Raw genomic sequence first — 12785 nt, 5'->3', positions numbered from 1 at the left:
GCGCAAACCGCTTGACGATAAACGATCGATAGTCGACCCAGCCGAACGCGGTCGCTCGCGAAGGAAGATACGTATAGGCAAGGATGAAGCCGCGCAGCATGAAAAAGATGTCAACGCCCCAGACCCAGTTATCGATGAGTTGCACAATGCCCAGTGGCAGCCCCCTTCGTTGTCGGCAAAGTGATGAACGACGGCGAGCAACGCCGCGAACGCACGCGGTCCAGTCAGGCCGTAGATCTTTCCCATTGAATTGCCCGGCGATCACGCAAGTGAGCACGACGCAGCGCCAGGTAAAAGAGGTGCGGCCACGCGATGCGCGGCTCCCAGCGGCAAATAGTGTTGATGCAACGATGTTGCGAGACAGGCCTACCCTCCTCGCGCAGCCGGCCTTCGGTATCGGCTGTTTGCAGACTGATGCGGGTGTGGTTGCCGGTTCACCCGACAACGGGTGAGAGGCCGACGGCAGCCCGGCAATTGCATCGTATAAGTTCGCCGCAACGCGGTGTGTGCGCTAACACCCCACTTGATCGGTAAGGTCTCGAGGGTGCGCCGACGAGTCGCTTCGGGCCTGATACAGCCGTTTGCGGTCAGCGTTGCGCCGCGTCCGGCGCGATGTCGTGGCGCAACGCATGGCCAGCCTGGTCGGGAACGTGGAGCGGGTCGTACGACCGTGGCATCGCGAGGTTGCGCGCAACGACGGTATCGGCCTGTGCGCTCGGCTGCTGGCGTGGCGCGCCGTATGCGGCTATCGCTTGCGCGGGTGCCGACGCGAACCACAAGATCCTGCCGGTGCATTCCAGGCCAACCTGACGTCCGTTCCAGTAGACAGCGTTTTCCATCGCGACCTCTCCCGAACATGAAGAACGTCATCATCCGCGCTGCGCCTCGCGTGTCCGTCTGCCAGCGCACGTCGAGCCATCAGTAGTCGCTTCAATCATAGGTGGCCCGGTGCGCTGCGCATGACTTGTCACCAAATGAGGTCCTTTTGTCACAGCAATGCGGGAAGGTGTTTGCCAACCCCTGTCAGTCAGTTGATTAATGACCAAATCTTTAAATAGTGTTTTGCGCGGTCAACGCGATGGGGAATGGGTCGTTTACAAAGAATTAGACTGCAGGTTATGCAATCGGCAAATTGCGTACGTTCAGTTCAGGAAAAGCGAAAAACCTGTCGATGCGGCAATGCACAAGTTTGTCACGTTTTAGTCATGCAACAACGTTAGATGCAGCGCGGCGAAAATATCGATCGGTCGTGCCGAAACATAGGCTGGCAAGGCTCGAGAGGGACTGGCAGAAGGAGCGGGAAAGAAATGATTTCGCGCTGGCAATTAAGCGGATCAAACAGACCGCGAAACGCAGGCAATAGTCGGACGATAAATTTTATTCAATCCCTCCGCTGGTGTGTCGGCTTGTGCCGTTAAAGCAACAGAGTGTGTATGACTCGCATCGGACACTGGTGCGATGCAGGGAACGAGGCCGATAATCGATTCGCAAAGGAGAAAGATCATGGATGCCAAACCACCGAAGATTCCGACCCCGGACAAAGTTCTTTACCCGGATCCGGAACCTGTGGCCGTCGAGTTTTTGGGAGCCGAGCTGCCCGAGCATGTTCGCGCTTTCTTTGACGAACAACGCAAGTCGTGCGATCCGAAGTAACGGTTCCTTGGCGCGGCGCAGCATTCGCTCTCGTCGATTTCACGCGCAGCGAATACTCGCGTCCTCATTACGCGTCCGACATCTCCGTCATGACGTTGGATCAGCTCGCCTGAGCACAGCAGTTGCACTGGGCCACGCGGCTCGAGCGTGTACGCGCGTCCTTCTCTCGCCCACTTCGCCCCGACGATCCGTGTGAATCGACCCGGTGCTCGCAGGTTGCGGCGCATCATTTATTCTTCTGGTTTTTCCGTCAACGGCCGCCCGGCCACGTCCACCTCATGAACCATTTGCATCGCTTCGGCGCGTCATGCGCACTCGTCATCGCCGCCGCCTTCGCCTTCTCGCCCGCCCCCGCCCTCGCCGACGGTGACGACACCGCGCTCACGAGCCTGATCGCGCTGGTTTCGCAGCGCCTTGCACTCGCGGAACCGGTCGCACGCTGGAAGTGGGCGAACCACCAGCCGATCACCGATACGCCGCGTGAAAACGCGCTGCTCGCCGAGGTGGAAAAGCGCGCCGCGGCGGCAAACGTCGACCCGGCGTTCGCCCGCGCGTTCTTCCAGGATCAGATCGATGCGAGCAAAGACGTGCAGAACGCGCTCTTCGCGAACTGGCGTCGCACCCAGCCACCGCAAGGTCCCGCACCCGATCTCGCAACCAGCACCCGACCGCAGCTCGACAAGCTGACACAGTCGTTGATGGCGAGTCTGGCGCGCGTGCAGCCGCTGCGCGCGGCGGACGATTGTCCGTCGCGGGTCGCGCAATCGCTGGCTAACTGGAAGGCGCTGACGCGCTATGACTCTGCGCATTCGAGCGCGTTGACGCACGCACTAGGTCACGTGTGCGAGACGGGCGGAGTCGGCGCCACCGGCTGATTCCGGTAACGCCACGGCGCGCGCACGTCGCATAAGCGTCACGCGACGATGCTCGACTCAGGGCTGTCACGCGACACGCTCAACGGCATCACGCGCAGGCCTCGCGCCAGATGGCTTTGCAGGATACGGTACGTCGAGAGTTCGAACGACCCAGCCAGCGTCGACGCATGCAGCTGCGCCGCCGCGACGAGCGAGGACGCGTGTCCGAGGTAGCGCCAGCGATCGACCACGTGGAAGATACCCTGCGCGTCCTCACGCTCCTCGAACACGATGGGCCCCTCGAACGGCCACGGCGCGTTCGCGGGATCGCTCTTCGTCACGCGCGGCAAGCGGTTGTGGCCCGGCCGCAGCGTTGCGATCCACTGCGCCTCCGCGAGCATCGCGCCGAGTTCTCCGCCAGTCGCGTGCCATTCGACGCGTCGCACGAGCTGCGCTAGCCGCATATCCTTCGACGAACGCCGCTCGCCAGTCAGATGCGAGCGCAGCCGCTGACGCACGCGCACGCTGCGACCGACATACAGCGGCGCATCGTCTTCGCCATAAAACGCATACACGCCACAGCCAGCCGGCGCGGTGTCGAGCAAATCTTCGGTGATGTCGCCCGCGAGCCGGTAGCGACGCGTCGTGCGCTCGATCTGCGCGCGCAGCGCTTCCAGCGGCACGAGCGTCGGCAGACGCTGCCAGAACTGCCAGATCAGATCGGCGTCGGCGAGCGCGCGGTGGCGGTCGGACGGCACCAGCGCATGGCGTTCGACCAGCGCATCGAGACCGTGGCGCTTTTCGCCGGGAAACAGCGCGCGCGACAGCCGCACCGTGCACAGCACGTCCGGATCGAACGCGATTGCCGCGCGACGAAATTCGCTGCGTAAAAATCCGCGATCGAAACTCGCGTTGTGCGCGACGAACAGCTTGCCGTTCAAACGCTCGAACAACGCGGGCGCGATCGACTCGAACGTCGGTGCGCCGCGCACCATGTCGTTCGTGATGCCGGTCAGCTGTTGGATGAACGACGGAATCGGCTGCTGCGGGTCGATCAGGCTGCTCCAGCGCGAGACGCCGGCCAGCCCGACTTCGACGACGCCAACCTCAGTAATGCGGTGCTCGCTCGTGGAGCCGCCGGTCGTTTCGAGATCTACGAAAACGATGGGTGAGTCGAGTGCCGGTTCCGGCGAAAGCAGTTCAGACATGGGACAAGGGATTCGGGCGCATGAATTTGCGGGAAGTATGCACCAGTTGGACGTTGCGCATCCAGACCGCGCCGCGTGCGCAGCTGGAAGCTGCGTCGGCATGGGCCGTCGATTTTGCGCTGAAATCCCGCAGACGCTTAAACCAGACCATTAATCCAGACGTAGTCAATTCGCTTCGATGGATTATCTTCCGACAAAAACGCGTATTGTTGAACCACGCAGTTACCGAAGATCCGACCTGGAGACATCTAGATAAAAATAAAAACCCTCGCGCGACGGCGAGGGTTTTTCGCTCCCGACTGCGCGGGCGGCGCGCCCAGCCCAGCGCATTTACAGCGGCTGAATGTTGGCCGCCTGCTTGCCCTTCGGGCTGGTCTTGACTTCAAAAGACACGCGCTGATTTTCCTTCAACGACTTGAAGCCCTCGCTGCGGATCTCCGAAAAGTGCGCGAACAGATCCTCGCCACCCACGTCCGACGTGATGAAGCCAAAACCCTTAGCATCGTTGAACCATTTGACGATACCAGTTTCCATTTGCTGTTTTCCCTCTGTGATTTATCCAAAAGCGGGCGTTGCCCTTGAATCGATCCAACCCCGATTCAATTGCCTATATCTGGTCAAGGCAGAAACAGCCAATCAAATTCGGCTTTGCCGTTATACGGGGAACAGAGAATGACCGTCAAGTAAACTTTTCATATGCGTTTAGCGTATAAAAAGGTAAGGCTTCAAACTACAGGGATATAGATCGGCGCGTCAAATTTACCTGAACGAAAATAATCCGAGTCCGCAAACGGGAAAATTTGCGAAAATATGCAATACAAATGTAACAAAGTCTATCTTTGCGTAAGTGTTTGTCCGACTTGTTGCGGCGCCGCCTCACTCGCATGATGGAAGTCAGTTGTAGCGATGCGCTTCAGGAGGTTGCCATGCTGTCCAAGGAAATTCACCGTCTCTTCACCTGGCTCACTCATTCGCACGCAAAGGTCATATCAGACCAGCCCGCACAGATCGGGGATTCATGCACCGTTTTCGACTTCGATCCGATGTGGCACGGAGACCACTGGCAGAACCTGCTCTCCTCGCCAATGGATGCGCGCCGTTATGTGATGGAAGACTGGAGCGTGCCCGCGCAGGCGGACTGGGACGACGCGGAAGGTACTGCGCCCGCTCATTAGAGACATTCGCGAAACTCGTCCGCCATAAAAAAAGCGCGACTGGAAGGTCGCGCTGACAAAGGTTTGGAGAGCTTTTTCGTCAACGAAAAAGTCTGCTTCGAAAAGCAGAAATAACAGTATAGCGGTCATATGCAAGTTCGATTATTCACATAATTAACAATCGTCTATTGCCGCCACAACAACAATCGTTTTCCCGCATTTCTTCCCGTTGTTTTTCCGCATCGTTCGGTGTCGCGAATCAGCAACGCGCTTTAGGAAAATTCAGACGCCGAATCCGCCCAGTCGACGCAAAGCCTTTATCCATAAGGCTTGAATGGCGATTAGCGATCGTTTCTCCTCGCGTAATACTTTATTGCGCGAATCGGAACGCCAACTCCCGGAAGTGTCTCTCTAAACTCTGCCTAATCGGAAACCGGCGCGGATATGGTCAACGCGCTTCTCACGCGGATTCCGCTTCTCGCAGCGCTCGCGTGAAGGTCTCCTAAGCCAGGGTTTTATACCTCTCTCGCTCTTGGAGTTATATCAATGAAGAAGACACTCATGGTCGCTGCCCTGTCGGGCGTTTTCGTAACGGCAGCGCACGCGCAAAGTAGCGTCACCCTGTATGGCCTGATCGACGCCGGAATCACTTATACGAACAACCAGCATCCGAATCCGAGTAGTAACCAGCACGGCGCCAACGTGGCGATGACGAGCGGCTCGGTGAACGGCAGCCGTTTCGGCCTGCGTGGCGCTGAAGATCTGGGCGGCGGTCTGAAGGCCATCTTCACGTTGGAGAACGGCTTCGGCATCAATGACGGCACGCTCAAGCAGAACAGCCGTCTGTTCGGCCGTCAGGCCTTCGTCGGTCTGTCGAGCGACCAGTTCGGTGCCGTGACCCTCGGCCGTCAATACGACAGCATGGTCGACTACGTCGGCCCGCTGGCACTGACCGGCACGCAGTACGGCGGCACGCAGTTCGCGCACCCGTTCGACAACGACAACTTGAACAACTCGTTCCGTATCAACAATTCGGCCAAATTCCAGAGCGCGAACTACGGCGGCTTCAAGTTTGGCGGCTTGTACGGCTTCTCGAACCAGGCTGCCGGCTTCGCCAACAACCGCGCTTACAGTGCGGGCGCGTCGTATAACTGGGGCGGCCTGAACGTTGCCGCTGCGTACATGCAACTGAACAGCAATGGCGCGAACAGCGCAGCCGCTGCGTTCAACTCGGGTGGCGCGGTGTCGGGCGACAACACGTTCTTCGCTCAGCGTCAGCAAACGTGGGGCGCAGGCGCCAACTACGCGTTCGGCCCGGCAACGGTCGGCCTCGTGTACTCGCAGACGAACCTGCATGGCTTGGCAGGTATCAGCGCGGCCGCATCGGGCATAACGAGCGGCATCGGCTTCCCGACCAACAGCGCTCAGTTCCAGAACTTTGAAGCCAACGCCCGTTACGCGCTGACGCCGGCAATCAGCATCGCTGGCGCGTACACGTACACCCGCGCCAACCTGTCGAGCTCGCACGTGCACTGGAACCAGGTCAACCTGCAAACCGCGTACGCATTGTCCAAGCGTACCGACGTGTATCTGCAAGGCGTGTATCAGGCAGCAAACGAAGACTCGATCGTTAACGCCTACATCAATGGCGTGGGCGGTGCTTCGGGCAACAACAAGCAAGTCGCTGTGACCGCAGGTCTGCGTCACCGCTTCTAAGCACTGCGCAAGGACTGGCAGTAGAGAAGGCGCCGTTCGCGGCGCCTTTTTTTATGTCCGTGCCGACGTGGGTTTTTGCCGCTTTGTGCGCAGGCCTGCGTGCGTGCACGTGAGCCCACGTCCTCGCCAGAGGCCTAGCGGCCGCTATCAGGCAGCGGATACTTGACGTCGAGAATGTCGATCGACTGCGGACCGGCCGGCGTGAACAGCGTGACCGTATCGCCGACTTTAGCCTTTAGCAGCGCACGCGCAATGGGCGAAATCCAGCTTACGTGCCCGATGTCCAGGTCGACCTCGTCGACACCGACGATCGTCACCTGATGCTCTTCGCCGTCCTCGGTCGCATAGTCGACCCTCGCGCCGAAAAACACCTGGTCGACGTTTTCCTGCCGGCTGCTATCGACGACCTCGGCTAGATCGAGCCGCTTGGTCAGAAAACGGATGCGCCGGTCGATTTCCCGCAGACGGCGTTTGCCGTAGATGTAGTCGCCATTCTCCGAGCGGTCGCCGTTCGACGCCGCCCACGACACGAGCTTGACAACCTCGGGCCTCTCGACATCGATCAGATGCAGCAATTCATCACGCATACGCCGATGACCGGCGGGAGTCATGTAATTTTTGGTGCCTGCGGGCACGTCGGGCTGGGCGATGTCGAGATCGTCATCGTTGTCTTCGCTCGACTCTTTGACAAAGGCCTTGTTCATAATCATCCATTAACAGCAACTAGCAACAATCTCATAAAAGGTTACACGATCGGGCCGGGGACACAAATCGCCGTGATGGGCTTCCGTTTTTCAGATCTGTTGGCTATAATCTCGTTTCTGTGTGCGGCTGTAGCTCAGTTGGATAGAGTACTTGGCTACGAACCAAGGGGTCGTGGGTTCGAATCCTGCCAGCCGCGCCACCTTATTCGAGAGCGCCCTTACAGGGAGCTCTCAGGTTTCATCAGTTTTTATAGTAAGCATCACCGTTTTGCGTGCGGCTGTAGCTCAGTTGGATAGAGTACTTGGCTACGAACCAAGGGGTCGTGGGTTCGAATCCTGCCAGCCGCACCACCTGTGAAGGGCCTTCCAACCGGAAGGCCCTTTGTTTTTTCTGGCGCACCATGCCGTGCCCGTGCGCCAGCAACTCATCGCGGCGGCGACTGGATATCCCCAATTTGCCCATCCGGGTGCGGCAAGTCCTCGACGACCCCGCCCACCGTTTGCTCGCTGATCGTGTCGGTCCGCATGCCGGTCAGTGCTTGGCGCTCGCGCAGCACGTCGTCGACGGTATCGCCGAAACGGCTCACGACAAACGCCCGCAGCAAAGCAATGCGCAGCGAGTCGCCCATTCCCTCCGAGGCTCGCTGCCCGCCCTTGAACTCAGCGACGCATACCGCCCCTTTATCGCTCTGCTCGCGCACGTCGAGCCGCATCGCGCGCTCGAGCACAACGGCAGCCGCCTCCCATGATGCGGAAGGCGTGAAACGCCCGTCCCACGGACGACCACGATCGTTGCCGCGGATCGCAACAGTCTCGCCACTATCGGTAAAGTAGATTTCGCGCACGAAGTCGTGCAGGCTGCGCGCCACCCAGTAATCGAGCGCCACGTCAGCGAGGTCGGACACGTTCATCTGCGTTCCCCCTGGAGTTCAGGTGAGACCAGCCTTGAGTTGTATCCTGAGCCGCCGCACGAAAGATGCCTGACTGGCGTGAAGCGCCAGTCCAAGCCGCGCCGACGCCCAGCCGGAAGCCGTTCAGTAATCCGCGCGCTCGCGGTCGATGCGCATGCCGCCGTCGTGGCGGTGATGCCCCTCTTCGCTCGGCCGCTCACGCGTGATGCGCATCACATCGGGATTCGTGCGCACGCGCCGCATCACATTGGCCAGATGCACCCGGTCGCTGACCTGGATCACGAAGCGCAGAATCGTGGATTCCTGCGACAGATCTTCGTCCATCGCGATATGGACGATGTTCGCGTCCGCCGATGTGATGTCGGCCGCTACGCGGGCGAACACGCCCTTGGTGTTCTTGACCAGTACCTTGACCGCGACATCGAACAGCCGCCCCGGCTGCGGCGCCCACGCGACGTCGATCCAGCGGCCCGGATCGCGCCGGTGGATACGCTGCGCGACGCGGCAGTCGGTGGTATGAATCGCCATGCCGAGACCGATGCCGATATAGCCCATGATGTCGTCGCCCGGAATCGGACGGCAACACGCGGACAGCTGCACCGACATGCCCTCGGTACCGGTGATGACGACCGGCGGCGCGTGCGGCGTCGAACCGGACTCGGAGCGCGAGCCGTCGTCGTCGGCGTCGCGCCCGCTCATCAGCACTTCGATGCGCTTGGCCATCACCGCGGCGACTCGCCGGCCGAGACCGATGTCCGCGAAAATTTCCTGACGGTTCTTGTTGCCCGTCCACTGCACGAGCTTTTCCCACGCCTCCGGCGTCACGTCCGATAGCGCAAGGCCATAGCCCTTCAACGCCTGATCGACGAGACGCTCGCCGAGCTGCACCGACTCGTTCAGACGCATCGTCTTCAGATAATGACGGATCGCCGAGCGCGCCTTGCCGCTGCGCACGAAGCCGAGCCATGCGGGGTTCGGCTTCGAATACGGCGCCGTGATGACTTCGACGATGTCGCCGCTCTTCAGCTCGGTACGCAACGGCAACAGCTCGTTGTTGATCTTCACCGCGACGCACTGGTTGCCGAGGTCGCTGTGGATCGAGTACGCGAAGTCGAGCGCGGTGGCGCCGCGCGGCAGCGCCATGATCTTCGACTTCGGCGTGAACACGTAGACCGCATCCGGGAACAGGTCGATCTTCACGTGCTCGAGGAATTCGCTCGAATCGCCCGCTTCGCTCTGAATGTCGAGCAGCGACTTCAGCCACTGGTGCGCACGCTTCTGCACGTCGTTCAGATCCGCGCTGCCGTTCTTGTACAGCCAGTGCGCGGCAACGCCCGCCTCGGCGATCTCGTGCATCTTGCGTGTGCGCACCTGAAACTCGATCGGTGCGCCGAACGGGCCGACGAGCGTGGTGTGCAGCGACTGATAGCCGTTCACCTTCGGGATCGCGATGTAATCCTTGAACTTGCCCGGAACAGGCTTGAAAAGCGCATGCAACGCGCCGATGCAGGTATAACACTCGAGCGCGCTCTCGACGACCACGCGAAAACCATACACGTCGAGCACCTGCGAAAACGACAGCTGCTTGTCGCGCATCTTCTTGTAAATGCTGAAGATGGTTTTCTCGCGACCGGTGACTTCGGCGTCGAGCTTCGCGTCCGCAATCGCGCGCTGCACCGATTCGAGAATCTTGCCGACCACCTCGCGACGATTGCCGCGCGCCGCCTTCACGGCTTTTTCGAGTGTCGCGTAACGGTGCGGGTTGAAGTTCGCGAAACTCAGGTCCTGCAGCTCGCGATAGGTATTATTCAGGCCGAGCCGGTGAGCGATCGGCGCGTAAATGTCTAGCGTTTCGCGCGCGACACGGCGACGTTTCTCCGACGGCACCGCGCCGAGCGTGCGCATGTTGTGCAGCCGGTCGGCGAGCTTCACGAGGATTACGCGCACGTCGCGCGCCATCGCGAGCAGCATCTTGCGGAAATTCTCCGCTTGCGCTTCCTCGCGATTGCGAAACTCCATCTTGTCCAGCTTGGACAACCCGTCGACCAGTTCCGCGACCTTCGCGCCGAAGCGCTCGGCGAGCTCTGCCTTGGTCACGCCCTGGTCTTCCATCACGTCGTGCAGCAGCGCCGCCATGATCGCCTGGGCGTCGAGATTCCAGCCCGCGCAGATTTCCGCGACGGCGACCGGATGCGTGATGTAGGGCTCGCCGCTCTGGCGATACTGGCCGAGGTGGGCTTCGTCGCTGAAGTGGAACGCCGCCTTGATGTCCTTGATCTCTTCCGGCTGCAGATAGCCGGACAGCGCAGACGTCAGATTGGCGATGGAGACGACATCATGCCGGCGCGGCTGCTCCGGCGTGGCGGTCGGCCCGAACAGATGGCGAAACGATTGCTCGAGGACCGCGTCGATGTACTTGCGTGCAGAGGACGGCGAGTCGGTGTCGTGCTCCGCTTCCGTGGCGGTGGGCGGGGTAGCACTCATGGTCGCCTCCGGTAGCGGTCAGGGTTGGACGCAGTTCTGCACGTTGAGCAATCCGGTGTGGCGAATACCGGCAAGTCGAAAACGAAAATCCTTGCGCCTTAGACCGGCACCTTCTTCAGCATTTCGACGCCGACCTGACCCGATGCGATTTCACGCAGCGCGAGGACGGTGGGCTTGTCGCGGCTTTCGATTTTCGGCGTGTGGCCTTGAGCGAGCTGACGCGCGCGATAGGTTGCGGCAAGCGCGAGTTCGAAACGGTTCGGGATCTGTTTGAGGCAGTCTTCGACGGTAATGCGGGCCATGTTGGGTTCCTTCTCAGTATGTTGCTTATTCTACCTTATGTGCTTGACACCACGCCGCGCTCACGCGTGCGGCAGGTGGATGCCGAGCTGCATGAAAAGCTGCGTGTGACGCGCGTACTGCGACGCGAAGCGCGAGCGCGTCGCGCCGACGAGGCACTGCAACTCCGCCAGCGCGCGATCGAAGTTCTCGTTGATCACGACGTACTCCGCTTCGGCCGCGTGCGCGATCTCGCCGCCCGCCGCGAGCAAGCGTCGCGTGATTACGTTCGGCTCGTCCTGGCCGCGCTTTTTCAGACGCTCTTCGAGCGCTTCGAGCGACGGCGGCAGAATGAAAATCTCCACCGCGTTGTTGAATTGCTTCTTCACCTGCTGCGCACCCTGCCAGTCGATTTCGAGCAGCACGTCATGGCCGTTTTTCATCTGCTCCTCGATCCACACGCGCGACGTGCCGTAATAGTTGCCGTGCACTTCCGCGCTTTCGAGAAACTCGCCCGCGTCGTGACGCTGCATGAAATCTTCGACGCTCGTGAAGTGATAGTGCTCGCCGTCCTGCTCCTTCGGACGCGGCGGGCGCGTCGTGTAGGAGATCGACAGACGGATCGCGTCGTCGCTCGCGAGCAACGCGTTCACGAGCGTCGACTTGCCCGCGCCCGACGGCGCGACGACCATGAACAGGTTGCCGGGATACGCGCCGGCGTACGAATGGCGCGCCGCGCCGGTTTCGCGTGGATGGTGGTCGGTCATGATGTGTCGTGCTCCAGCCTTATTCGAGATTCTGTACCTGCTCGCGCATCTGTTCGATCAAGAGCTTCAGCGTCATCGACGAATCCGCGAGTTCCTTCGCCGCCGCCTTCGAACCGAGCGTGTTCGCTTCGCGGTTCAGCTCCTGCATCATGAAGTCGAGCCGCTTGCCGACCTTGCCGCCCTTCTCGATCACGTGACGCGTTTCGTTCAGGTGCGCGGTGAGGCGCGACAGCTCTTCGGCGATGTCGATGCGAATGCCGTACATCGTCACTTCCTGGCGAATCCGCTCGTTGATCTCTTCGCGCGATACGATCGTCACGGCCGCATCCGGCGCGGCGATGCCGAGCGCTTCCTGCAGACGCTCGACGATTTTCTGCTGATGTCGCGCAATCAGCTCGGGCACGAGCGGGGTGATCTTCACGACGATCGTCTCCATTTCGGTGACGTTGGCAAGCAGCATCGTCGCGAGTTGCGCGCCTTCACGCGCGCGCACGTCGATCAGGTCCGCGATCGCCTGCTTGCCGCATCCGAGCACCGCTTCGCGCAGCGTCTCGGGCGCGATGCCACTTTCGGCGAGCACGCCCGGCCAGCGCAGAATTTCGCCGGTGCGCAGACGGCCGGCTTCAGGAAACGTGCCGAGCACCGTGCGTTCCAGCTGCGCGAGTTGCGCGAGCGCATCGCGGTTGATCGCGCCCGCGTTCGCCGACTGCTCGCTGCGCTGCAGATTCACGCGAATGTCGACTTTGCCGCGCGACAGCTTGTTCATCAGCATCTCGCGCAGCGTCGGTTCGACGACGCGCACGTCTTCCGGCATGCGGAAGTTCAGATCGAGAAAGCGCGAGTTCACCGTGCGCAATTCGACCGACACGCTGACGCCACCCGTGCCCGAGGCTGCCACGAGTTCGCGCGTGGCGCTCGCATAGCCAGTCATGCTGTAGATCATCGTATTTCTCGCGATTGGGGCCATGCGGTAGACGATGGCCTGAGAAGCGGATCGCCCGGCGTGTACGAGACGCGGGGCGGGGAATCGGCATTATCCCATTTTTGTCGCAGCC

At 60.8% G+C, this 12785-nt stretch carries 13 protein-coding genes and 2 tRNA genes; 6 read left to right on the top strand and 9 right to left on the bottom strand.

Annotated elements, in window-relative coordinates; translation table 11 throughout:
• Positions 1–587: 587 nt before the first annotated feature.
• Positions 588–839 carry a hypothetical protein gene (locus OKW39_RS16610; protein WP_090801440.1) on the bottom strand — a complete coding sequence of 84 codons (252 nt, stop codon included), beginning with the start codon at positions 837–839 and terminating at the stop codon, positions 588–590.
• A 664-nt stretch (positions 840–1503) separates the two neighbouring features.
• Between OKW39_RS16610 and OKW39_RS16605 the strand changes: the two genes are divergently transcribed.
• Positions 1504–1653 carry a hypothetical protein gene (locus tag OKW39_RS16605; protein WP_018421453.1) on the top strand — a complete coding sequence of 50 codons (150 nt, stop codon included), beginning with the start codon at positions 1504–1506 and terminating at the stop codon, positions 1651–1653.
• Positions 1654–1931: 278 nt separating this feature from the next.
• On the top strand, positions 1932–2528 hold the full coding sequence (locus tag OKW39_RS16600; RefSeq protein ID WP_184023301.1) for a chorismate mutase: 597 nt from the start codon (positions 1932–1934) through the stop codon (positions 2526–2528).
• Between the two features lie 38 nt (positions 2529–2566).
• Here the strand turns inward: OKW39_RS16600 and OKW39_RS16595 are convergent, their stop codons facing one another.
• Both OKW39_RS16595 and OKW39_RS16590 read right to left on the bottom strand, forming a co-directional pair.
• Positions 2567–3715, bottom strand: a complete 1149-nt coding sequence (locus tag OKW39_RS16595; RefSeq protein WP_429563053.1) for an exonuclease domain-containing protein — start codon at positions 3713–3715, stop codon at positions 2567–2569.
• Positions 3716–4045: 330 nt separating this feature from the next.
• Complete coding sequence (locus tag OKW39_RS16590) at positions 4046–4249, bottom strand: cold-shock protein (protein ID WP_090801445.1); 204 nt, start codon at positions 4247–4249, stop codon at positions 4046–4048.
• Between the two features lie 392 nt (positions 4250–4641).
• Here OKW39_RS16590 and OKW39_RS16585 point away from each other — a divergent pair, with 392 nt between their 5' ends.
• On the top strand, positions 4642–4890 hold the full coding sequence (locus OKW39_RS16585; RefSeq protein ID WP_090805424.1) for a hypothetical protein: 249 nt from the start codon (positions 4642–4644) through the stop codon (positions 4888–4890).
• 525 nt (positions 4891–5415) lie between these two features.
• On the top strand, positions 5416–6585 hold the full coding sequence (locus OKW39_RS16580) for a porin (protein WP_090801447.1): 1170 nt from the start codon (positions 5416–5418) through the stop codon (positions 6583–6585).
• A 134-nt stretch (positions 6586–6719) separates the two neighbouring features.
• Here the strand turns inward: OKW39_RS16580 and greB are convergent, their stop codons facing one another.
• Entirely contained in the window at positions 6720–7289 is a 570-nt protein-coding gene (gene greB, locus OKW39_RS16575) for a transcription elongation factor GreB (RefSeq protein ID WP_429335170.1), read from the bottom strand.
• A 123-nt stretch (positions 7290–7412) separates the two neighbouring features.
• On the opposite strand from greB, the gene OKW39_RS16570 reads away from it, so the two are divergent.
• Together OKW39_RS16570 and OKW39_RS16565 are read left to right on the top strand one after the other, a co-directional pair.
• A tRNA-Arg gene (locus OKW39_RS16570) sits at positions 7413–7489 on the top strand.
• 74 nt (positions 7490–7563) lie between these two features.
• Positions 7564–7640, top strand: a tRNA-Arg gene (locus tag OKW39_RS16565).
• A 74-nt stretch (positions 7641–7714) separates the two neighbouring features.
• On the opposite strand, the gene OKW39_RS16560 is transcribed toward OKW39_RS16565, so the two are convergent.
• The 5 genes from OKW39_RS16560 to OKW39_RS16540 form a co-directional block, all read right to left on the bottom strand.
• Positions 7715–8200, bottom strand: a complete 486-nt coding sequence (locus OKW39_RS16560; RefSeq protein WP_090801449.1) for a phage protein NinX family protein — start codon at positions 8198–8200, stop codon at positions 7715–7717.
• A gap of 123 nt (positions 8201–8323) precedes the next feature.
• The gene (locus OKW39_RS16555) at positions 8324–10684 is read right to left on the bottom strand and encodes a RelA/SpoT family protein (protein ID WP_090801451.1); all 2361 of its coding nucleotides are present in this window, start codon (positions 10682–10684) and stop codon (positions 8324–8326) included.
• A 98-nt stretch (positions 10685–10782) separates the two neighbouring features.
• Positions 10783–10986, bottom strand: a complete 204-nt coding sequence (rpoZ, locus tag OKW39_RS16550; protein ID WP_008921215.1) for a DNA-directed RNA polymerase subunit omega — start codon at positions 10984–10986, stop codon at positions 10783–10785.
• A gap of 60 nt (positions 10987–11046) precedes the next feature.
• Positions 11047–11730, bottom strand: coding sequence for a guanylate kinase (gmk, locus tag OKW39_RS16545; protein WP_090801453.1), 684 nt, complete (start codon positions 11728–11730; stop codon positions 11047–11049).
• Positions 11731–11749: 19 nt separating this feature from the next.
• Complete coding sequence (locus OKW39_RS16540; protein ID WP_090801455.1) at positions 11750–12673, bottom strand: YicC/YloC family endoribonuclease; 924 nt, start codon at positions 12671–12673, stop codon at positions 11750–11752.
• Positions 12674–12785: the final 112 nt, after the last annotated feature.

This window comes from Paraburkholderia sp. MM6662-R1 (assembly GCF_050436245.1).
Classification (GTDB): domain Bacteria; phylum Pseudomonadota; class Gammaproteobacteria; order Burkholderiales; family Burkholderiaceae; genus Paraburkholderia; species Paraburkholderia tuberum.
The sequence above is the reverse complement of the archived record's forward strand: the minus strand, read 5'-3'. Positions and strand labels throughout refer to the sequence as shown.